19 protein-coding genes are annotated in these 22,475 nt (G+C 60.4%); 8 read left to right on the forward strand and 11 right to left on the reverse strand.

What is annotated here, in order from left to right:
* Positions 1-283: 283 nt before the first annotated feature.
* Together glmS and purS are read right to left on the reverse strand one after the other, a co-directional pair.
* A complete protein-coding gene (gene glmS, locus MOP44_RS11465; protein ID WP_260796171.1) occupies positions 284-2,167 on the reverse strand; it encodes a glutamine--fructose-6-phosphate transaminase (isomerizing) in 1,884 nt (627 codons plus the stop codon).
* A gap of 89 nt (positions 2,168-2,256) precedes the next feature.
* Positions 2,257-2,502 (reverse strand): phosphoribosylformylglycinamidine synthase subunit PurS, encoded by a 246-nt coding sequence (purS, locus tag MOP44_RS11470; protein ID WP_260796172.1) that lies wholly within the window; start codon positions 2,500-2,502, stop codon positions 2,257-2,259.
* 254 nt (positions 2,503-2,756) lie between these two features.
* On the opposite strand from purS, the gene MOP44_RS11475 reads away from it, so the two are divergent.
* Positions 2,757-3,329, forward strand: coding sequence for an inorganic diphosphatase (locus MOP44_RS11475; protein WP_260796173.1), 573 nt, complete (start codon positions 2,757-2,759; stop codon positions 3,327-3,329).
* Positions 3,330-3,421: 92 nt separating this feature from the next.
* On the opposite strand, the gene MOP44_RS11480 is transcribed toward MOP44_RS11475, so the two are convergent.
* A complete protein-coding gene (locus MOP44_RS11480) occupies positions 3,422-4,168 on the reverse strand; it encodes a hypothetical protein (protein ID WP_260796174.1) in 747 nt (248 codons plus the stop codon).
* Between the two features lie 37 nt (positions 4,169-4,205).
* On the opposite strand from MOP44_RS11480, the gene MOP44_RS11485 reads away from it, so the two are divergent.
* Both MOP44_RS11485 and MOP44_RS11490 read left to right on the forward strand, forming a co-directional pair.
* A complete protein-coding gene (locus MOP44_RS11485; protein WP_260796175.1) occupies positions 4,206-4,526 on the forward strand; it encodes a hypothetical protein in 321 nt (106 codons plus the stop codon).
* 4 nt (positions 4,527-4,530) lie between these two features.
* Positions 4,531-5,457: a Kdo hydroxylase family protein gene (locus tag MOP44_RS11490; RefSeq protein WP_260796176.1), complete on the forward strand. Its 927-nt coding sequence runs from the start codon at positions 4,531-4,533 to the stop codon at positions 5,455-5,457.
* A 111-nt stretch (positions 5,458-5,568) separates the two neighbouring features.
* Here MOP44_RS11490 and MOP44_RS11495 read toward each other — a convergent pair whose 3' ends face one another.
* Entirely contained in the window at positions 5,569-6,570 is a 1,002-nt protein-coding gene (locus MOP44_RS11495; protein WP_390905478.1) for an acyl-CoA desaturase, read from the reverse strand.
* Positions 6,571-6,872: 302 nt separating this feature from the next.
* On the opposite strand from MOP44_RS11495, the gene MOP44_RS11500 reads away from it, so the two are divergent.
* Positions 6,873-8,714 (forward strand): FG-GAP-like repeat-containing protein, encoded by a 1,842-nt coding sequence (locus MOP44_RS11500; protein WP_260796177.1) that lies wholly within the window; start codon positions 6,873-6,875, stop codon positions 8,712-8,714.
* 57 nt (positions 8,715-8,771) lie between these two features.
* Here MOP44_RS11500 and MOP44_RS11505 read toward each other — a convergent pair whose 3' ends face one another.
* Entirely contained in the window at positions 8,772-10,205 is a 1,434-nt protein-coding gene (locus tag MOP44_RS11505; protein WP_260796178.1) for a hypothetical protein, read from the reverse strand.
* A 27-nt stretch (positions 10,206-10,232) separates the two neighbouring features.
* Between MOP44_RS11505 and bcp the strand changes: the two genes are divergently transcribed.
* The 4 genes from bcp to MOP44_RS11525 all read left to right on the forward strand — a co-directional run bounded on the left by bcp (position 10,233) and on the right by MOP44_RS11525 (position 12,909).
* Complete coding sequence (bcp, locus tag MOP44_RS11510) at positions 10,233-10,709, forward strand: thioredoxin-dependent thiol peroxidase (protein WP_260796179.1); 477 nt, start codon at positions 10,233-10,235, stop codon at positions 10,707-10,709.
* 2 nt (positions 10,710-10,711) lie between these two features.
* Positions 10,712-11,380: a DNA-3-methyladenine glycosylase gene (locus MOP44_RS11515; RefSeq protein ID WP_260796180.1), complete on the forward strand. Its 669-nt coding sequence runs from the start codon at positions 10,712-10,714 to the stop codon at positions 11,378-11,380.
* A gap of 56 nt (positions 11,381-11,436) precedes the next feature.
* Entirely contained in the window at positions 11,437-11,994 is a 558-nt protein-coding gene (locus tag MOP44_RS11520) for a c-type cytochrome (RefSeq protein ID WP_260796181.1), read from the forward strand.
* Positions 11,995-12,174: 180 nt separating this feature from the next.
* A complete protein-coding gene (locus MOP44_RS11525) occupies positions 12,175-12,909 on the forward strand; it encodes a DUF4142 domain-containing protein (RefSeq protein WP_260796182.1) in 735 nt (244 codons plus the stop codon).
* Positions 12,910-12,959: 50 nt separating this feature from the next.
* Here MOP44_RS11525 and MOP44_RS11530 read toward each other — a convergent pair whose 3' ends face one another.
* From MOP44_RS11530 to MOP44_RS11555, 6 genes are all read right to left on the reverse strand, one after another.
* The gene (locus tag MOP44_RS11530; protein WP_260796183.1) at positions 12,960-13,790 is read right to left on the reverse strand and encodes a CHAD domain-containing protein; all 831 of its coding nucleotides are present in this window, start codon (positions 13,788-13,790) and stop codon (positions 12,960-12,962) included.
* A gap of 70 nt (positions 13,791-13,860) precedes the next feature.
* Positions 13,861-15,195 (reverse strand): APC family permease, encoded by a 1,335-nt coding sequence (locus tag MOP44_RS11535; protein ID WP_260796184.1) that lies wholly within the window; start codon positions 15,193-15,195, stop codon positions 13,861-13,863.
* Positions 15,195-17,852: a glycoside hydrolase family 2 protein gene (locus MOP44_RS11540; RefSeq protein WP_260796185.1), complete on the reverse strand. Its 2,658-nt coding sequence runs from the start codon at positions 17,850-17,852 to the stop codon at positions 15,195-15,197. The genes MOP44_RS11535 and MOP44_RS11540 overlap by 1 nt, the downstream gene beginning before the upstream one ends.
* 128 nt (positions 17,853-17,980) lie before the next feature.
* Positions 17,981-18,706, reverse strand: a complete 726-nt coding sequence (locus MOP44_RS11545; RefSeq protein WP_260796186.1) for a 2Fe-2S iron-sulfur cluster-binding protein — start codon at positions 18,704-18,706, stop codon at positions 17,981-17,983.
* Positions 18,707-18,723: 17 nt separating this feature from the next.
* On the reverse strand, positions 18,724-21,891 hold the full coding sequence (locus tag MOP44_RS11550; protein WP_260796187.1) for an NADH-ubiquinone oxidoreductase-F iron-sulfur binding region domain-containing protein: 3,168 nt from the start codon (positions 21,889-21,891) through the stop codon (positions 18,724-18,726).
* Positions 21,888-22,427 carry an NADH-quinone oxidoreductase subunit NuoE family protein gene (locus MOP44_RS11555; RefSeq protein ID WP_260796188.1) on the reverse strand — a complete coding sequence of 180 codons (540 nt, stop codon included), beginning with the start codon at positions 22,425-22,427 and terminating at the stop codon, positions 21,888-21,890. Before MOP44_RS11555 ends, MOP44_RS11550 begins: the two co-directional genes overlap by 4 nt.
* Positions 22,428-22,475: the final 48 nt, after the last annotated feature.

Genomic DNA, 22,475 nt, shown 5'->3' on the forward strand with positions numbered 1-22,475 from the left:
TCATAACGTACGCAGAAAGCAGCTGTCAAATCGCTTTACTTGAAGGGTTTTGGATGGAACGCGGCAAGAAGAGCTAAATGCTTTGCAACGATGGAATTACATTTGGCCGCAGCGCGCAGAGCTGGAGTGCCCTCTAGTAAAGCGATTTTCGAACGAATTTATGCGATTCTAATCGCGGGTCCCACGTTGCGAAACCGAGTCTTCGCGCTAACTTGGGGGGTTGTTCCCAGAGTTCGCGCGAGAACAAGAGGAAGGAGGGGGGGGAAGTGGCTCCGAGTGGTGCCTACTCAACCGTCACTGATTTGGCGAGGTTCCTTGGTTGATCGACGTCGCAGCCGCGACGCACGGCGATGTAGTACGCCAGCAACTGCAATGGCACGATCTCAAGCAGCGGGGACAGTAGTTCGATCGTGGCCGGAATATGGATCACGTGCTCCACAAGCTGGCCGATCGTGGTGTCTCCCTCAGTAGCAATCGCGATCACGCGCCCTGAGCGCGCAGTGACTTCCTGAATGTTCGAGAGGGTCTTCTCATAGCGTAGTTTCGATGCGGGATCGGACTCGTCGCGCGAGGCGAGCACCACCACGGGCAGAGTCTCGTCGATCAGCGCATTCGGCCCGTGCTTCATCTCGCCGGCCGGATAGCCTTCGGCGTGAATGTACGAGATCTCCTTCAGCTTCAGGGCGCCTTCGAGCGCGATGGGGAAGTGGATGCCTCGGCCCAGATAGAGGAAATCGCGGGCATTCGAAAAATCCTTCGCGAGCTGTTCGCATTGCGGCGAGCTGATGCGCAGCACCTCTTCAATCTTGGCGGGAGTGCGGCTCAGCTCCTCCATCAGCGCGACGGACTTTTCCTTGTCCAGGCGCCCGCGCAGCTGTCCCAGCTTCAACGCGAGCAGAAATAAGGCGGTGAGCTGCGATGTGAAGGCTTTGGTTGAAGCTACGCCGATCTCTGGTCCTGCGTGCGTGTAGATGGCGCCATGTGCTTCGCGTGCAACCATTGCTCCAACGACGTTGCAGATGGCCACTGTTTTGGAGCCGAGGTTCTTCATCTCGCGCTGCGCGGCCAGCGTGTCGGCGGTCTCACCCGACTGCGTGATTAACAGTCCAAGTGCGTTGCGATCGGGGATTGGATTCCGATATCGATACTCGCTGGCATAGTCGACGTCAACCGGCAGACGCGCCAGCCGCTCGATCATGTACTTGCCGGCCATGCCCGCGTGCCAACTTGTTCCGCAGGCGGCGATGTTGATGCTTGAAGCGGCGGCGAGCTCCTCGTCATCGATATCCATCTCGCCGAGGTAGACCTTGCCCGAGTCGAGAGAAAAGCGGCCCAGGGTGGTGTCACGGATGGCGCGCGGCTGCTCCCAGATTTCCTTGAGCATGAAGTGCTTGTAGCCGCCCTTTTCCGCCTGGATGGGATCCCACTGGATGCGCTGCAGCTCGCGCTTGACCGGCTCGCCGGCGAAGTTGGTGAGCGTCACGCCATCAGGCGTGAGGATGGCCATGTCGCCGTCGGCCATAAAGTACATGTTGCGCGTGTGATGCAGAATGCCTGGCACGTCGGAAGCGATGAAGTACTCACCTTCGCCCACGCCGATCACCACCGGAGGCCCGAGGCGGGCGGCAATGATCTTGTCCGGCTCAGCGGAAGAGAGAATGCCGAGGGCGAACGCGCCGGTCAGATGCTTCACTGCCTGGCGCACCGCGTCTTCAAGTGAGATCGGCTTGTCTCCTGCTTCCGCGTCCTTCTGAATCTGTTCGATCAGATGGGCGATGATCTCGGTGTCGGTCTCGGTAACGAACTTGTGGCCCTTCCCGATCAGTTCGTGCTTGAGCTCAAGATAGTTCTCAACGATTCCGTTATGAACGACGACGATGCGGCCAGTGCAGTCGCGATGAGGATGAGCGTTTTCTTCCGTAGGGCGGCCATGTGTAGCCCAGCGCGTGTGGCCGATGCCGAAGGTGCCCTTCAGCGGCTTGTCGTGAAGGACGTCTTCAAGTTTCTGCAGCTTGCCAGGCGCCCGGCACACCTGCAAAAGCGCGCTTTCGGGTCCGCCAATTGCGATACCCGCCGAATCATATCCGCGATACTCCAGCCGACGCAGTCCTTCGATGATGACCGGAACCACTTCCTTCCGGCCCACATAACCTACAATTCCGCACATAGGCTGATTTTAAAGGGATGAGCCGTCAAGGAATGAGACAAAAGGATCCCGACGCATTAACTAATTCGCAATCCTGATGCGGTCTTTACTTATTCCTCAATGCGGTATGAGAATTCCTCGATCACGGGGTTCGTCAGCACGTCCCGGGCGATCTTCTCTACCTGCTCGCGCGCCTGGTCGGCCGCAAGCCCGTCGGCAAGCGACAGAACGAAATACTTGCCCTGCCGTACTCCGTCCACCTGCCCGTACCCGATCTTCCGCAACGCGTTCTGGATCGTCTGGCCCTGGGGGTCCAGGACCGAAGTCTTCAAAGTGACATAGACATGCGCCTTCATTATCCGTGATTATAGTTCTGTAAGTACCCCGCGCGCTCGGAAGGGCCCGCAGGCCCGCGATCTTCCCCAGTTGTCCGCTTTCACCCCGCTGCCAGGGAACATGACGGCCGGTCCATAGGTTTTTGTCACTGGCCCGCATCAAAGGATCGTGTAGCACTAGCGTGGTAGCACCCATCGTGCCGCACTCACGTGTAGCACTCACACCCGAGCCATAGGCTGCGAACTGCGCAGCACTACTTAGGAGAGCAAGAGAAATGATTAATTATTTGGAGCTGCCCATTGGCGATCGTTCGCCCGAGGTCTTCCGGGCTGTAATCGAGATCCCCAAGGACAACACAAACAAGTTCGAGTACGACAAGCAGTTGCACGTTTTCAAGCTCGACCGCAACCTGCACTCGCCTGTCCACTACCCCGGCGATTACGGCTTTATTCCCTCTACTTTGAGCGATGACGGAGATCCTCTCGATGTGCTGGTGCTGGTTCCGTCGCATAGCTTCCCGGGATGCGTGCAGGAAGTGCGGCCCATCGGCCTGCTTGAAATGCTGGACCAAGGCGTTCTGGACGAGAAGGTTCTGGCGGTCGGCAAGAACAATCCTCGCTATGCCAACGTGTGGAATTACACCGATATCTACCCGCACCTGCTGAAGGAAATCACGCACTTCTTCTCCATCTACAAAGATCTGGAAGGCAAGCGTGTCGAGATCAAGGGATGGCATGACGCAGCCTATGCCCGCGACCACGTGGTGAAGGCAACTAAGAACTTTGAAGAAACCAAGCTCAAGAACGCTACCGCCAAGCAGATCGAAGCCAAGGTCAAGGTGGGCTAAAGAGGCGAATTGGATTAACTGGATAAAAATGCCCTCGCCTGAGCGAGGGCATTCTGTTTTTGGAGGCTTACCAGAGCCGGGGGGGCCGGTGACTAACCCTTCCGGCGATAGAGGATCTGGAAGTCGTAGCCCTGATTTGCCGGGAACAGGGCGGCAACTGCTCGCAGGCGTTCGGCCAGGGCCGGCGCGGCCAGCAGCGGATACTCGCGCTCGCGCAGATCGTGATAGTCGAAGTCGACCGCCAGGGAGAGCATGTAGATGGCCAACGCGTCGGAAAATGCGGACTCAATGTAGACATTGCGCGCGCGTTCATCCACGGCGCGGCCGTTTCGATTGTCCTGAACACGACGGCGGGTTTCCCATGCATCCTGACTGGTTTCGCCGCGGACCTGCGCCTGGGCCTGCGACCAGGCCAGGGCACCGAATTCCTCCGGCACGCCGGCAACTTCAACAAAATTGTGAGCCACATTGATGAAGAACTCGAATGCCAGGCCGAAGCGGTCTTCGACAAGCCGCGTGGAGAGAAACACCGCTTCCATGGAGCCAAAGGTGCAATTGCGATGACACACTGCGCGATCGCCGAGGTCGGCTGTGTAGGCCGGCGCGATCATAGTGTCACCGGTGTCGGCGATGGCCAGCGGTACAAAATAGTAAGCGCGCCGACTGAGGGCCGGAGCCAGCGTGGCTGGTACCGCGCCGACTAGGCGTTCGAGGTCAGCGTCGGAGATCCGCGTCTCTCCCCATGCTGAGTAGCGGACTCCGTTCGGCGCTATGGCGGCTTCAGCCTGGGTGGCCACCTTCTCCGCTTGCCAAAGTTCAAGTTGTGCGCTGGATGCCATCGAATAGGTATTCTAGACGACAGGGGTCATGCTTCAAATGACGGATTCTGCACATATAGCGTCGGGCCACGCCACGAGACCGATCGGAGGCGGGGGCGGCAAGATATTCGGCTTCCCTTTGCGCGGCTTCGGACTGGTTTCGAGCCTGCTGCTCAGCTTTGCCTCGGCTTTGTTTACCTTCTGCGTGACCACGATGGTAGCAATCTTCGCGCTGCTGATCTACCGCGCGAATGGGCATGCCGCGGTGGATATGGCCATCAGTTACCGCGATTTCGGCTTCCCGGCCAGTTTGGTGGTGCTAGCCATCGCGCTGCCTCTTTTCCTCACGCTCTGGATCAGAGCCAAGATCATGGGTTAGCCAGATGCCAGTACACGCCATTTCGCTCGATGCGTTGAATTCGGCCTTGCATGGCGGCGAGGGTCAACTGCGCGCGTGGGCTGCACAGCTTGAGGCCGGAGGAGTGATCTACTTCCCGCAAACGCCGGTGCCCATTCCGCCCGCCGATCTGGAGGTGCTGCTGGGGCAGAAGCAGACGCACAGCAGCCTGCATAAGAACATCGCTTACAAACCCAATCGCGATGAGTTGACCGGCGTCGATGCGAAGTCCTCGCCCGCCGAGGCAGTCGAGCAGTTGCAGGGAATTATGCGGCGCTATTCGAAGAGCGTTGAAGGTTTTCTGGCGGAGTTTCTTGCGCCTTATGAGCAGCGCTGGACCCTGGATTACGCGAGCTATCGGCCGATCGAGGAGCAGGGAAGGGACCTGTCGACGCGCAAGCGGAACGACCTGCTGCACACCGATGCCTTTCCAACGCGGCCCACGAAGGGATGGCGGATCCTGCGCTTCTTTCACAATATCCACCCGACGCGAACGCGCGACTGGGTGACGGGCGATGCATTCGCAAAAATCGTGGGCAACTTTGCGCCGGGCAAGCTGGCAATTCCGCAGCCGGACGGCGCGGTAGCGAAGGCCGGAAAGGGGCTGGCGAAAGCAACGGGGCTGGCTGGCCTTGTTCCGCAGTGGAAGCGCACGCCCTATGATGAGTTCATGATGCAGCTACACAACGCCATGAAGGAAGACTCGGAGTTCCAGGGCGTCTGTACCAAGGAGTACTTCCAGTTCGCTCCGGGATCGAGCTGGATGGTGTACACGGAGACGGTGCCGCATGCGGTGCTCGCCGGTCAGTATGCGCTGGAGCAGACGTTCCTGGTGGATCCGGATGCGATGGTCACGCCGGAATCGGCGCCGGTGAGGGTGCTGGAAAAGATGGCGGGGGCACGGCTGGTGTGAAAAAGGCAGGCATTAGGGTATTGGTATTAGCGGCGGTGGATTCGACAAAAGAGAGAAAGGCCGCGAACTGGAGTTCGCGGCCTTTCGCTGTCTAATCCTTGTTACCTGCTCTTACATTCCTGCCGGCCGGGGATTCTGGGGATCGTATTGCGCGACCTTGATCTTCTTGGCCAGGCCGGTGACCTTGAGTAGCCAGATGCCCCAGTAGTTGGGGTCTATCTCGTACCACTTGAGGCCGTGACGCGCGGAGACCGGGTGTGCGTGGTGGTTGTTATGCCAGCCTTCGCCGCCGGTCAGCAGGGCTACCCACCAGCTGTTGCGCGAGTCATCCTTGGTCTCGAAGCGACGGCTGCCCCACAGATGCGTGGCTGAGTTCACCAGCCAGGTGGCGTGGAGGCCTACCGTAACGCGGAGGAATACGCCCCAGAGAACCATCCCAACGCCATTCTGCCATCCGCCAAACGCCCAGCCGAGGGTGAGCAGCAGGATGCCGCTGACCGTCACCGTGAGCCAGTGGTACTTGCTTAGCCACATGTAGAAGCGGTCCTTCTTCATGTCGGGCGCGTAGCGGCCCAGGGCCTCGTTCTGCGAGTGCAGCGTCTCCCCATAGAGGATCCAGCCGGCGTGCGCCCACCACCCGCCTTCATGCGGAGTGTGGGGATCGCCCTGGTGGTCGCTGAGCTGGTGATGCACGCGGTGCGTGCCGACCCAGAACATCGGACCGCCCTCGAGGGAGAGCGTCGCGCAGACCGTCATCGCGTACTCCAGCCACTTGGGCACCTGGTAGCCGCGATGCGTGAGCAGGCGGTGATAGCACATGCCGATGCCCACGTTGATGGCGAGCACGTAGAGGATCGCCGCGACGGCCAGCCGCTGCCAGCTGAAGAAGAACAGCGCAGCCAACGCTCCCACGTGGAACGCGCCCATGGCGACCAGCGTGATCCAGTTAATGCCGTACTTCTCAGTGGCGGCGCGGCCCATGCGCACCTGATCGCGGGCGGCCACAACGTGGAGCACGGGCGCAGCGCTGGGGTCTGCGACTCCAACCTTCAGTTTGGCTGGCGCAGCGGTGGTGGTTTCAGTAGGAGAAGGGACGGGGACGACAGATGCCATTCAGTAGGTTTTCCTCACACAGATGGGGCGGAGTCCCACCCATTTACCAATTGTAGCCGAGGGCTGGATTTTAAGGACCTGTTAAATCCAGAAATCACACGAATTAGCCATGGGCGCCTGGAATCAGACACTTCCGTGGCAGCCGTCGGGCCGACTCTTCCTCTCAGATGCTTCCCAATCAAAAAAGGCGTCCCAGGGTTCGGTGCCGTGAAAATTGTCTCCTAGCAACTCGCAATGCGGTACATGCAATCTACTCAATTGCACGCCTGGATCTACTTAGATAGAACCTCAGGAGTATCCCAGTGACAAGCAGTACCTACCTTCTTCCCCTCACAGTGTGGGCGGCTGCCGTTGTGTGCGCCGCACAGACTTCCCCCACTTTCTCCAATAAAGTTTCCACCCCCGGTGCGCGGCCCACCATTACCTTATCCGCCGATTTGAACAATGACGGCTTCCCTGATCTGATCGAGGACTCGGCTTATGCGCCCATTGGATTCACCATCCAGCTTGCCAACGGTGATGGCACCTTCAAAGCACCCGTCTTTCATTCCGTCTCAGGCGGGAACGGCTCGCCGGCTCCAATGGCCGTGGGTGACTTCAACAATGACGGCAAGGCAGATGTCGCCGCGGTCCTTCCCGGCAAGAACCAGGTTGCCGTCTATCTCGGCAATGGCGATGGCACGTTTCAGGCTCCGAAGTATTCCACTATCGCCCTCAACTCCGGCCAGACCTTCGCTTCCGCGCCCGTTGTCGCTGCGAACTTCAATGGCGACGGCAAGGTCGATCTCGCCGTCGTAGGTGTCGCCGGCAATGACCAGAGCGTCTATGTGCTCCAGGGCGACGGTGCCGGCGGATTTAACAGCCCCCGTGACGCCATCAATCTTCCCGCGTACTACCTGGTCCAGAACATGGTCACTGGCGACTTCGACGGTGACGCCAAAGCGGACCTCTTTTTTACAGGCGTCTTCGGCTGCGGTACCACGGGCAGCTGCACCACCAATGTCTATGGCCTGTTTGGCGATGGCAACCTAGGCTTTGAGATCACCACGCCATACTCGAGCTACAACACATTTGAAATTTCGGCCGGTGACCTCGACAGCGATGGCAAGAGCGATCTCATCGGCTATGACCGCGCGACCGAGCAGATGATCGCGTTCTACGGGCAGGCAGACCGCACCATTGCCAGTTACTCGTGGACCATACCAAACGTTAACGGCTACTTCGCCGACGGGTGGACGGGTCCTTTTCAGGTTGGCGACTTCAACGGCGACGGGCACATGGACATCGTTGGCCATTTCACGAACAACGTGAAAGACGGCACCGACTACGAGTTCCTCATTTTCCTTGGCACTGCAAACCGCGGTCAATTCACCAGCTATGTGCAATTTCTGCCCGCTTCGTCCATGCCGGTCGATATTCAGGGAACAGCGCCGGTAACCGTCGATGAAAACGCTGACGGCAAGCCCGATATTGTTGCTTATCAAACTCCCGGGCCCGCAGCCACAGGACCGAGCGACAACGCTCCCCTCCTCGTCACGGCAGTCAACGCCACTGCCAGCGGCAACTGGGGAGGCTGTACTTATCTGAACAAAGCGCAGGGAATCCGCCTCTGCAGCCCAGGATCCACTTCCTCCAGCCCAGTGAGCTTCAAGGCCTCAGCCACTTCCTTCGGACAGCTCCGCAAGATCGAGCTGTGGGTTGATGGCAAGAAGATGGCGGAGAACTTCCACGCGTGGGAGCACGACGCGTGGTTTAACTACACCGGGACGTTCCCTGCTGGATCGCACCAGGCCACTCTGTACGCGGCGGATGTGGACAATCGGCTTCAGCGGATGAGCTATACCTTCGCGGTCGGATCGGGTGGTACGTGCAGCGCGCCATCGTCCTATGGCGTGCATGTCTGCTCGCCCGCAAACGGCGCGACGGTGTCCTCACCGGTCAGTGTGCAGGCTGCGGCGAAGATTGCGGGCACGCTGGCGCGCATGGAGGTATGGGTGGACGGCGTGAAGAAGTTCACTGAGACCACCAGCCCCTCATTCACAACCAGCATCAGCCTGGCGGCGGGCGGTCACCGATTCGATGTGTACGCGGTGAATACGGCCGGGACCAAGTACGAGACGACGGTGAACGCGACCGTGAAGTGAGAACAGGCGGCAATAGGGAAGGAGGTCCCGCGGGAACTTCCTTCCTGTTTCGTTCTTCTATTCCGGCATATTCCCAGCCAGATTGCCGCCGAACGTGGTGAACAGCTTGTCGGCGCGGCCGCGCATGATCCGGTAGAGCGCGAACTGGCGGGTTGTGTCGCCCCGAAGCTCGAAGAGCAGCTCGCCGCGGTTATCGGCCAGTGCGTCGACCGCATCCACCAGGCGCATACGGGGCGTCTCGTCGAGGCGCGATCGGTCAGTGACGTTCTTCACCAGCACCATCACGTTGCCGTAAAGGTCTGGCTGAGCGATTAGCGTCACAAACTTCTGGTCAGCGAGTGGGCCGGTGGTGTGCGCAGACAGAACCATCGTCGCGCCCGCTCCATAGGCCAGTTCGAAAACCCGGAACTGCTCTTCTTCGAGCGGCGCAGGCGTGGGCGGTGGAGGCGTGACTACCTTCTTTGCCGCAGTGCTTCGATGCGCAGTTGATGTTTTCGCGGGCGGTGGAGGCGGCGTGATCCCGAGCGCCTTCCGTGCGATGTCCTCCATCTGCTCTTTCATCTTCATTTCGTCGTCGGGATTCGCCCAGCTATACGTCCACGTGTGCTCGGGGCGGTTGCGGGCGTCGGAGATGGCGACCGCCTGCTTCATATCGTCCGGCAAGCCCATCAGAGTCGGTTCCACTTTTGCGGGGCCGGCATCTTTGGCTCCGCGTTTCAGGCGCGGGCGGTCAGGATCATCGATATCGGGAAGCGAGCTTACGTTGCCGGCAGCATCCACAGGCGTCTCGGGCGCCTTCGGCTTGGGCTTTGTCATCATGGGCCGATCGGGATCTACAGGCGCTGATCCGCCCGAATTTTCGGTCGTGGTGTCTTCGGTCTTCTTGTGCAGCTTGGGGCGGTCGGGGTCGTCCTCGGCCGACGAGTTGCTCTTCGCATCCTTAGTGTTGCTCGAGGCTGTGCCACCGGATTTGGCGCTGGAGTCGTCGCCCTTGTGCTTGCGGTGCAGAACCGGCTTGTCGTCGTCCCCGAGGTCTTCGTCGATCTTCTGCGGAGCGGCCGCAGCCTTGGGCTTCGGGAGTGGCTTCCAGTCTCCGAAGCCGACCCAGGAGCCTTGGACCTGGCCCGCGTTCTTCACCTCGAAAAGGCCGATCGTCTTGCCGTTGTCTTTCAGTTCGTACTCCACCGCGTAGGAAACGGCCAGTGGATACGGGCGCGCGAGGTAAAGGCCGGCATCCTGCAACTGCTCGCCGTCATAGATGGTGACTGGCACAATACGGCTGGCGGTGGGTTTGCCGGCGTCCCCGGTCCACTCCAGCACCGCCACGGCGCGCATTTCGGGCGTCTTGTCGGCGGCCTTTTTGTTGACCTGGCCGGGATATTGAGCGAATCCAACATTTGCTGCAATCAGGCACAGCCCCGTCAAAGCCAGGGAGAGTCCACGCGATGACACGAGCCGGGCGGGTCGGGAATAATGCTGACTGACGGTCACTACCTTCACCTGATGAGGGGTCGCCCCATGGAACTGCACGATAAGATTGCTGATTTTACTCTTCAAACCGACGAGGATAAGACTGTAAGTCTTTCCGATTACTCCGGCAAGCCGGTGATTCTGTTCTTTTATCCCCGGGCGGATACGCCGGGCTGCACGATTGAGGCCTGCGGCTTTCGCGACCAGTTCGAGAAGCTGCAGAAGGCGGGTGCGGTGGTTCTGGGTATCAGCCGCGACACGCCCAAGGCCCAAGCCAAGTTCAAAGCCAAGTACAACCTGCCGTACACACTCCTTGCAGATGTAGACGAGCGAGTGTGCAATCAGTTTGGGGTGATGAAGGAAAAGAACATGTACGGGAAGAAGGTTTGGGGCATCGCCCGCACCACATTCGTGATCGGGCCCGACCAGACTCTCCTTCACGTCTTTCCAAACGTTACCCCTGAAGGGCATGCCGAACAAGTGCTCGAGTTGCTCAAGGAATGGAACAAGGCACATAAGAAGTGAAGATGCCGGGGCGGCTTCTGCCGCGCAAATTTTTCGAGACGCGGCCGGAGTGGGTCGCCCCGCGGCTGCTGGGTAAGCTTCTGGTGCAGCAGACCGACAGTACGGCCATGGTGGGCAGGATCGTGGAGGCGGAGGCCTATCTGGGTCCGCACAACGATCCTCCCGACCCGGCTGCCCACTCACATCGAGGTCCTACGCCGCGGAACCTGGTGTTGTTCGGGCTGCCGGGGCATGCCTACGTCTACTCGATCTATGGCAAATATTTTTGCCTGAACATCTCCTGCGAGATCGAGGGCCAGGCCGGATGCGTGCTGCTGCGGGCGCTGGAGCCGGTTTCGGGAATTGAGCAGATGGCGGTGAACCGCGGCCTGCCGCCGGACCTGGAACGCAGCGAGGCGTTTCTGCGCCAGCTCACGACCGGCCCCAGCCGGCTCTGTCTCGCCCTGGGGGTCGCGCGGGCCAGCCACAACGGTCTCGACGTAACCAGCGCCGGATCTCCGCTTCAGGTCCGAGACGACGGCTCTGCATTGACGGAGGCCATGGCAACGCCGCGCATCGGGATCAATCCGATGAATGAGGCGTTGGAATGGCCGCTCCGGTTTGCGGTTCCGGGGAACCGGTTTGTGTCAGGACCAAAGAACCTGAAGGGGAAACGCGTCCCGGTCCCGTAGTTTTCCGTCTTACAGATAGAACCTGAACAACATTCCCCGGCCGAGGTCTTCTCCGCTTGAAAAGATTCCTTTCGCCTTTATCTGCCGCCGCGGCTGTTTTATTGACTGCGGCGATTGTGGCCGCGTCCGTGGCCGCGCAGTCTCCTCAACCGCAGCCGGCGGGTGCAGCTGCCCAGCCTCAGCAGGGAGGCCCACTGCCTGGTGGACCCAGCGGACCGCCGCATGAGATGCCTGCCCCTAAGAATTTGAAGGTTCTGCCTAAGAACCTGACCGGGAATCAGGTGCACGACATCATGGAGGGCTGGGCCGGCTCGCTGGGCGTTCATTGCGATAACTGTCACTCGGTCGATCCTGGCAAGGTGGGGCCGAACGGTCGGCCGCGTCTGAACTTTGCCGACGATTCGAAACCCGAGAAGAACACGGCCCGGCTGATGTACACCATGACCCAGAAGATCAACGACGACACCATGAGCATGGTGAACGACGGTCAATCGAAGGTGACTTGCGGAACCTGTCACCGGGGTCATAAGAAGCCGGAGGCGTATGTGCCGCCGAAGGAACACGACGGCCCGCATCCGCCGGCTCCGGGCGAAAAGCCGCCCATCCCACGCTGATCGAATTCAGCGGCTTCGGAGCGTCTCTGCTTCGTTGAATCGGCCGGCAGTCTGCCGGCCGATTTCCTTTGCAGCTCAAAAGTGACGGCGAGTTTGGACAACTCGCCCCGCCTCTCCGCCCTCTCAGTACAGGAGCTTTCGACCCCTGTGAATGCGGTCATGAAGCCAAGGAGGATAGGCATGAAGTTGACTCGAGTGCCGGCGCTGGCCGGCTGTTTTGCCATGGCGCTGACTGTTTCCGCAACGTGGGCGCAAACACCGCGCACCCCCACCACAGGAGCGGGGCAGACAAGCGGCTCTACACCCGGACAGACGACCGGAACTTCAGCCGGGCAAACAAGCGGGTCTGCTGGTGGGGCGGGCGGCCAGATGCAGGGCGACACGATGGGCAACAGCCCCGCAGGCAGCGACAAGAAGTTCGTGAAGGAAGCCATGGAAGGCAGCATGGCCGAGATCCAGCTGGGGCAGCTCGCGCAGCAAAAGGCCACCAGTCCGGACGTGAAGCAGTTCGGACAGCGCATGGTCACCGACCATCAGAAGCTCAATGATCAGATGACTCCCGTAGCGAGCCAATTGGGAATAACACCGCCCGCAGAGCCGGATATGAAACAGAAGGCAATGCAGAAGAAGCTGCAGGCAATGTCGGGCGATGAGTTTGACAAGGCCTACATGAAGGCTATGGTGAAGGATCACAAGAAGGATCTTGCGGAGTTCCAGAAGGAAGCTTCTTCAGGCAAGAATCCGCAGGTAAAGGACGCGGCGCAGCAAGGTTCGCAGGTAATCCAGCAGCACCTGCAGATGGCCCAGGATGTGGCGCAGAAGGTGGGCGCAGGTGGCGGCAAAGGAAGCAAGAGCGGGATAGGCCGCAACGGCGACACCGGAGCAGGTACGTCGGACAACAAGGAACACCAGTAAGGGAACGGCAATATAGGGCCGCATCACGCGGCCCTTTCGCTGCCTACAAGCTAAGCCGCGCGCTTGAACTCGACCGTGGATCTTCGTAGCCGGTTGGCGGCGGTGAGGCTGGCCCGCAATTTCTCCCGCGTGATGTTGGCGAGTTCCCGCAGGATCTGCCCATCTTCGGCGGGATCCAGGCTCTTCTTCGCCAGCTCGTGCAATTCGACCCAATCATGCCATTCGCCGGCGAGGTCCTTGACCTCTCCGAGCGCATCGATGCGCTGCCGGTAGGTTTCTGGCGAAAGCTGCAGCATGTAACGCAGCTCCTTGGCGCGAATGCGGAACTCGTGCAGGTTGGCGGCATCGATCCTGGGCCAGTGGTCGAGCTCTGCACCTAGAATCTGCGGTGCAACCGGGCTGAGCATGGCGTTCCCAGATTCGAGATGATGCTCAAAACGACGAATAGCTCGCCGCACCGGTTTGCGACGTTGCGCGATGATTTGGCTGAGATGGACGACATGCTTTTCGCGCCGCCGCGCGATCTCCTCCGTAAGGCGCACCAGTCCTTCTCCGGTGGAGTCATCCCCGATCTGGTGGGTTTTGGCGATGAACACGTCCATATCGCGCACCTTGCCGAGTGCCTTCCTGACCGGCTTGGTGAGTTTGAGTAACCGCTGCGCCTCGCGATCGGAATCGGACGAGAACGTGTGCACGACCGCTTCGAGGCGGCGCGTTTCCGTTCGAAGCTTGTGCACTTCTTCGGGCGCAGGATGGGCGGGGAAATCCTTCAGCTTCTTGTGCAGCTTGCGGAGCGCCTTGAGCGCTGCCTGGACATCAACGTTCATGGGGAGGTTGGAACCTCGCAAGGGCCCCGGCGTTGCCGCGGTGATCAGATCCAATGGAGGGCAGCACATGATGGTTCAGGCTGTGGAAAAGAGCATACCACCGCCGGCCCGCTCGCGAATGTGATCAGGCTTGAGCCGGCAGCACGGTGAACCGCCGACGCACAATCCACAGCAGTACACCTGTGCACGCCCAGACGGTGCCGACGATCTTGGCTTTGGGATCCAGATTCCACCAGAGCATGGCGCAGGTGAGGAAGCCGCCCAGAGACAGCAGGATCGGAAACCATTGCCGCCCGCGACTGTGACGCCAGCCCCACAGCATCGAGGCGCCATTGACCCCCATGAACGCCAGCAAGGCGCCGAAGTTGAGTAGATCCGCTCCGAGCGAATAGCTGAAGATCATAGCTCCGCCGAGGCAGATTGCCCCGATGAGAATCACGTTGTTGCGCGGGATGCGGTTCTTCTGTGAGACGCTGGCGAAGAAGCGGCGGGGCAGTGCACCGTCCTGACCCATGGCGTAGAGCAGGCGAGCCGCGCCCAGTTGCGATGCCATCCCAGAGCCGACGTTGGCCAGCAGGAGCGCGCCGTTGACGACGGCGAAAAGCAACGGGCCTCCCACGCGTCCAGAGACGTAGACGTAAGCTGTGTTGATGTCAGGAAATGCCGCGCCACGTGGCCAGATGAGTTGCGCGAAGTAGACCTCAATGGCGGCCAGAATGCCGGTGATCAGGCAGGTCAGAACAATGGCGCGCGGCACGTTGCGTTCAGGATTTCGTGCCTCATCGGTGAGCGTGGATATGCCATCGAAGCCGATGTACGTCAGTACCGCCGTCGCTGTTCCGCGCAGTACGGCGCCGGTGTGGAAGGTCGATGGGTTATACAGCGGATCGAGGAACATCGCCGCCGAGGGATTGACGATACCGAGCATCCAGCGCACCGAGGCCGCAAGCACCCATACGATGACAAGGCCCAGCACCGCTGCCATCAGTGCGTTGATCCGCGCCGAAGTCTCGATGCCATTGCAATTCAACGTTGTGAAAAGGATCGCGAAAAATGCAGCCCACGCAACGTAAGGCACATGCGGCAGAAAATTCATGGCCGCGCTGGAGCACCAGATCGTACATATTAGCGGATTGATTATGTAGTCCATCACCAGGCACCAGCCGGTGATGTATCCGAGGCTGGAGTGGATCTCCTTGCCGACGTAGAGGAATGCTGAGCCTCCATGCGGGTAGACGCGTGCCATGCGTCCATAGCTGATGGCCGTGAACAGCATGGCAACGAGCGCAAGGAGGATGGTCGCAGTGACGTGGCCATTCGACTTGTCGTAGAGCACACCAAAGACGGGCATGGGCGCAGTGGGCTGAATCAGGATGATGCCGTAAAGGACAAGATCCCAGAAGCGCAGGCTGCGCTTGAGTCCAAGCGTCTCTACGGAAGTCGTTTGGCCGGCCTCCACTATTCGCCACCACGCGCCGAGGCGGCAGTTGGGGTGAGAGTCATTGGAGCGATGTTCCAGCCATCGACGTGAATGACGGTGGAGGAGGGTCCGTTTTCGGGTAGGTCGGCTGTCAGGGTGACCGATTCTCCTGGCGCGAGTTCGACCCAGTTGTCGGACCAGAGCACCGGTGCGATCAGACCGCCGTCTGAAGTGCGCGGAGCGACCCTCACCTGGAATGCAAGCGTGGAGGATGGATTCTCAAGATGCACCGCAACGCGCTGCCCGTGCTGGGTCTGGTCCGTTGTCGCTTGCGCCTTGATTTCCGCCTTGGGCAAGGTCGTAAGAGCGGTCAGGTCTTCGTGGCGCTGTGCCGGCGTGTGCGTGTAATCCGTGCGCGGGAAGTCAAACGTCGTGAGAGTATAAGGAACCCAGTAGAAGTTGCGGCTGACTTCGCGGCCGTTTGCGTCCGAGAGCGAGAGATCGATGAAGAAGATCTTGTCAACTCCCGACATGAGGCTTTCCGGAAGTTCGAACACGGTCTGCGCACTGTCAGCGGTGGCATCCACGCTGGCCTCGGCGCTGTAGAGCTCTTTCCACCCAATTCCGTGAACCCGCACTTTTGCATGCAGCCCCGAGACAAGAGCATAGCTGCTGTTGACGACCACGATCGAGCGGTCATCGTACGAGTACTGAATGTGCAGCGGCTCGCAGGCTTTCTTCGCCGCATAGTAGCCGGCAGCGGTGTCGAGATAGTAGTCGTACAGATGCCAGATCATCGACGGCCACGCGTTGTTCAGCATCCATTGGATGACGCCAGTGGAAACGTACTTGTTCTTCGAGTAGGCCTCGAACATGGCGCGCTCTGAATCGTAGGCCATGGTTTGCGCAATGCGCTCGTAGTCCGCGGCCGAGCCGGGCTTCGCGTAGGCAGCGGCCATTGACTCATCCAGCACTTTCAGGTTCATGAATCCGCCGCCGCCGTTGTGATAGGACCAGTTGGCCGACGGTGGCCAGGCCTCGGGATCAGGCAGGAACTTCGCGCGGCTGGCCAGCGACGTGATCGCCGGCCCAGGGCTGGTTTCGGTGTTGAATCCATAAGCGCCGCCATTGTGCACGTCAACATACCAGTAGCTCGGCGCGACATAGTCATATGGCCCGGTCATCTTCACGCCGTTCGGTCCCCCACCGACGGTGTTCTGTGTGGAGGCAGCCGAAAGGATCGGATTCGGCCAGTGCACATCGGATTCGACTTGAAGGTATGCCTTCTCCACATTCGCCGGCGGCGCGTTGTCACTGCCGTTGAGCCACACCAGCAGGCTGGCGTGCGAGCGCAGGCGCAGTAGCTGCGAGCGGAGCGATGCAGTCGCGATGGGCAGATCCTGCGGGCCCCACTCATTCCAATGCTCCCAGTGATCGCAACAGCACCATCCGAGCATGACGAGAATGCCCTGCTCGTCTGTAAGGCGGAAGAAGTCCTCTGTCTCGAGCTTGCCTTCCAGGCGAATGGTGTTCAGGTGCATGTCGCGGACCATGCGGATCTGGTCGCGCAGGCGATGTTCATCGGTGCGGAGCAGCATGTCCTGCGACCAGCCCGCGCCGCGAATCAGGATGGGCTTGCCGTTGATGCGGAACATCCGTCCGCCGGTCGCAGTGAGCTCCGAGGTGATTTCGCGGACGCCGAAGGCCACGGTCTGCTCGTCGGTCTTGATGCTGCCCTGGTTGAAGCTCATGGTGAGCTGTTCGAGATGCGGTTCGCCCATCTGTGCCGGCCACCAAGGCTTTGGATTGCGAATGCGCAGAGTGGGGAACTGCTCTGGCGAGAAGACGACGGTCTTGTCTTCGTTGGCAGCCAGCTTCACCGGTTGCTCGATGCGCACACCAGCCACGGTGCCGCTGACTGTGCCCTGCACCTCATGGTCGGTAGCATTATGCAACTCGGCGTAGACGGTGAGCTCCGCGGCGGAGAGCGAGGGGTCCGTAAAGTGGGTCACCGTCATGGGCGAGCGCAGCGTAACCGCGCCGGTTTCGACGAGATTCACATCGCCCCAAAGACCCATGTCCTTGTCCGGCGGGCAGGGGTTCCAGTCGACCCAGTTGATGCCGAGATCCTTTTCGGTGGGCGCAAAGGTCTGCACGGCGAGGACATTCTTTGCGCCGGGCTTGACCGCATCGGTCACGTCGAATTCGTAGGTGCGGTAAGCGCCGGCCACCTGGGTGGAATCCGCGATGCGATGTCCATTGAGCCAGATCTCGCCACGGTAATTGATTCCGCCGAAGTGCAGCCAAACGCGCTTGTCGCGGCTAGTTGCGGGAGCGGTGAAATCGGTGCGATACCACCAGCCGCAGCGGTAGGGGCTGTCCTGCGGCATTGGCAGATTCGAGAAATTGTGCCCGATCGGATAGCTCGCGCCGGGAATGTTTCTCAGGTTCATGCCGAAGTAGGGATCGGGATAGACTTTGCCGGCGACTTGCGCGGCCAGGACCGTATTGGGCACCGAGGTCTTGAGCCAGTCGTCCGTTGCAAATCCTGCAGCCGAGATCGTTGCCCCGTCAGCCTTGATGGTGCATCCGGATTGCAGACGCCAGTTGTCGTGGAGCGGTGTGGTGGTGGCGTAGGAGGACGCGACGGGAACGAGAAGGGACGCGAAGAGAAGGATCGACTTGCGCACGTTCATGTGAGTGCCCCGATGGAAATTCGATGGCGCCGCCGCCGAACGTCTGAATGATCACCGATGGCTTATTCAAACGTTTTAAACAGGCTCGTGAGCGGGGCGCCGTCTATCGTCCGAATCGTATCACGAAGCTACCGCCTCGGGGTCACGGCAGCCGATTTTCGCACGGCAAGAGTGGTGATCAACTCACAATTCTTGTCGATCTGGTGGCCGGCGGACGATTTTTCAGTGATTGCGCCGGTAGGGCACGCCTGCACGCATTTACCGCAACTGGTGCAGCTCTTTGAGGCGCCCCAGTCGTCGTTCAGATCGCTCACCAGGCGCGACGCGATTCCTCGGCCGCTCACTTCCCACACGTGGGCGCCCTCCAACTCCGCACAGACGCGCACACAGCGCGTGCAAAGGATGCAGCGGTTGTGGTCGAGCACGAAGCGCGGGTGCGTCATATCGACGCTGAGGCGCGGACTGTTGTAGGCATAGCGAACGTGCGTTACTCCGAGCAGGCGGGACAGATCCTGCAATTCGCAATAACCGTTCGAAACGCACGAAGAGCAGATATGGTTTCGCTCAATGAGCAGAAACTCAATGGCCATCTGCCGATATTGCGTCAGCTTGGCGGACGACGTCTTGATCGACATGCCTTCCTGCATGGGCGTGGTGCAAGCGGGCAGCAGGCGTTCCGTCCCTGCCAGCTCCACCATGCACACACGGCACGAGCCAACGGGGCTCAGCCCCTTGAGATAGCAGAGAGTGGGGATGTGCTTGCCACATGAGCGCGCCACGTCCAGAATTGTCTGGCCTTCGATTGCCGTAACGAGTTCGCCATCAATACGTGCGGAAATGGTCCTGGGTGCCAAGGTTTCGCTCCTCTCGGTCATCCGTTCTGGTCCACTAGGACGCGCAGGTCGCAATGCAGACAGCGGCGGCATTCTTCCAGCGCCTCAGCAGCCGTGAGCGCGCCGACAACTTCTTCCTGCGAGTGGATGCGGCGGCCGGCCGGCAATGCGGGTGCGGCGTGGCGGCGAGAAAGGCTCGGCTCGCCAGGCGCCGTGTGGCTGTAGTCGAACTCGGGAAAGAGCTTCTGCCAACGCCGCTCGCCCGTGAGCCGTTCGTCGATGTGCTGCGCTGCCTGCTTTCCGGCGCCCATCGCGTTTGAGACGTTGGAGGCGCCGGTAATCACGTCACCCCCCGCGTAGAATCCTGCGCGGCTGGTTTCAAAGGTCAGACGATCGGTCTTGATGGTGCCCTCTTCCTTAAGTTCCAGGCCTGAGGCGCGACAGAAGTCGAGATCGAACGTCTCGCCTACTGCGAGGATCACGCCGTCACACTCGAAGCGCTGCACCTCGTCTGTCAGCACCGGCCGCCGGCGGCCCGATTTGTCGTATTCGCCCAGGCGCGTCTTCACTGTCTCGAGCGCCTTCACCTTGCCGTTGCTATCACCCAGAATGCGATGCGGTGCAGCGAGGAAAACAAAGCGCACCCCTTCCTCTTCGGCAGCGTGGATCTCCTCGTCGATAGCAGGCATGTCCTTGCGCTCGCGGCGATAGAAGATGGTGGCGCTTGCACCCTGGCGCAGCAGTGTGCGCGCCGAATCGATGGCCGCGTTCCCGCCACCGATCACAGCAACACGCGTGGCATTCAGAACCGACTCTCCCCGTGCCGCCGCCTCGAGGTACGGCAGAGCTGGATGAACGCCCTTCAACTCCGTGCCCGGCAAGTAAAGCCACGACTCCTTCCATGTGCCGATGGAGAGGAAAACCGCGTCGAATCGGCTGGCGAGGTCGTTCAGCTCAACATCGATGCCAACGCGCGTGTTGAATATGAAGCGCACGCCGGCGCGCTCAATCAGCGCTACCTCTTTGCGAAGCACGTCCTTCGGCAATCTGTACTCAGGTATGGCAAAGCGCAGCATGCCGCCTGCTTCCGCGCGCTCCTCGAACACCGTGACATCGTGGCCCAGCATCGCGAGATAGAAGGCCGTCGTTAATCCTGTGGGGCCCGAGCCCGCTACCGCGACCTTCTTTCCTGTTGTCGGTAGCCTCTGCGCCAGCAGTCTGCCGGCAATCGCGTCGAAGGTATCCGATGTGTAGACGGAGTCCGCAATGAAGCGATGCACTTCACGGATGTTAACCACCTCATCGAATGACTGACGCCGGCAGCGCGTGTCGCACGGATGCTGGCAGACGCGGCCCGTTGATGCTGGTAGCGGATTGTCGAGGATGATGGATGCAAATGCGTCTTCGAGCCGCCCCTCCTGATACAGCTCGAGGAAGCGCGGGATGTTCATGCGCAACGGACAACTGTTCTCGCAGGGAGATACCGCCAGATCCTGGCACACGCCCGCGCTGCAGCGGTGTGCGAGGATGTGGTCTTCATATTCATCCCGGAAGTGTCGAATCGTTGTGAGCACAGGATTCGGCGCAGATTGCCCCAGTCCGCACAGAGAGCACTCGCGGATCATCCTGCTCATCTGATCCAGCAGCGCAAGCTGCTGCTGATTCCCCTGTCCCTTCGTGACGTTGTTGAGTATGCGTAGCGCCTTGTCGAGCCCTACTCTGCAGGGTACGCACTTGCCGCACGATTCCGAATGGGTGAACTCGATGAAGTAGCGCGCCACATCAACCATGCAGTTGTCTTCATCCATCACCACCATGCCGCCGGAGCCCATGATGGACCCGATCTGCGCCAGGCTCTCATAGTCGACTGGAGTGTCGAGCATCTCGGCCGGAATGCATCCCCCTGACGGCCCGCCGGTCTGCACGGCCTTGATGGGACGACCGCTGATTCCGCCTTCGCCAATGTCGTAGATGAAGCTCTTCAGCGGCGTGCCCAGGGGCATCTCCACCAGGCCGGTGTTGCGGATCTTGCCGACTAATGAGAAGACCTTCGTCCCAGGGCTCTTCACGCTGCCGGTCTCGGCGAACCATCCCGCGCCGCGCGCAATGATGGGCGGGATATTGCACCACGTCTCCACATTGTTGATGTTGGTGGGCTTGCCCCAGAGACCACTCTGTGCCGGGTAAGGCGGACGCGAGCGCGGTCGTCCCGCCGCATCTTCAAGAGACGCAATGAGCGCTGTCTCTTCGCCGCAGACAAATGCGCCGGCGCCCTGTATTAGTTCAATATCGAAGTTGAAGCCTCGGTCGAGAATGTTCTTTCCCAGCAGTCCGTATTCACGCGCCTGCTCGATAGCCTTGCTCAAGCGGTGCACGGCCAGCGGATACTCGGCCCTGACATAAATGATGCCGTCGGTCGCGCCCGTCGCGTAGGCGCCGATGATCATGCCTTCGAGCATGGAATGCGGATCGCCTTCCAGCTCGTTGCGGTTCATGTAGGCGCCCGGATCGCCCTCGTCAGCGTTGCAGATGACGTACTTCACATCCGACTTCGCCTTCGCCAGGAAGTCCCATTTGTTGCCAGTGAGGAAGCCCGCTCCACCACGCCCGCGCAGGCGCGCTGCCTTCACCTGCTCGATCACCGTCTCGGGCCGGCCGTCGATCAGCACCTTATAAAGCGCCTGGTAGCCGCCAACACCGATGTACTCCTCGATGTCTTCCGGGTTGATGAGGCCGCAGTCGCGGAGCACAATCTTCTTCTGCCCTTTGAAGAAGTTCGTCCCATTCCACAGCGGAATCTCCGGATAGCCCTGCCCGTAGCGAACTTGCCCGGTGAGGTGGTCCCACTCTTCGATCTTGCAGTAGATCAGGTCGGGCGGCATCACATGTGTTGAGACGCCTTCAAGGATGCGCGATGCGTCGCTTGCCAATACGTGCTTGAGGATCACCAGCGGGCCCCCGGGCAACCTGACGGTTACCAGCGGCTCCTGGAAGCACGAGCCGAAGCAGCCCACGGGCGCAAGCAGAACATCTTGCCCGCTGCGATCGATGGCATCGAGCAGGGCGTGGTACACCTCCTCCGCTCCGTTGCCGCGGCCGCAGGTTCCCATGCCAACTGTAACTCTGGGCACGTTGGGAAGCAGCTTCGCCAGCCCCGCTTCGCGGGCCGCATTAAATGCGCCGATGTCCTGGATGCGCGGCATCATTTCCTCTCCTGCGTGAGTGTCTTCAGCTCGCGCTGCAGCGTGCGCTCATTTACATGGCTAAGGATGTGGTGATTGATCTCGACCACCGGAGCCAGTGCGCACTGGCCGAAACAGGCGACGGTCCGAATCGTGAACTTGCGGTCTGCCGTGGTGAGCGAGAGTTTGTCGGCATCGCTCAGGTCCTGCACATCCTGTCCGCCCAGACCCAGATCCATGCAGAGCTTGGTAAGCAGGTCGCGCGAGTTGCGCGTGTGGCAGGCCGTTCCGCGGCAGACGCAGACGACATTGTCGCCCTGCGGATCAAGGTTGAAGAGGGCAAAGAACGTGGCCGTGCTGTAAACGGTTGCGGGAGGAGTGCCTGTCTTCTCCGCCACGTAGCGCAGCGCTGCAGCAGAGAGGAACTTGTGGGTGTTGGCAGACTGAATCGACTCCAGGATGCTCAACAGAGCGCCGGCACGCCCCGCGTGTGCGGCAACGGCCTGCTCAATGAGCGTCTTCTCCCGGGCATCCAGAACGTGATCGGCACAAGGTCGCATTCGCAATCCTCCCTCCGCCGGACGGGAAGAACGCTACGACCGCGTGCT

The sequence above is a fragment of the Occallatibacter riparius genome (assembly GCF_025264625.1).
Taxonomy (GTDB): domain Bacteria; phylum Acidobacteriota; class Terriglobia; order Terriglobales; family Acidobacteriaceae; genus Telmatobacter; species Telmatobacter riparius.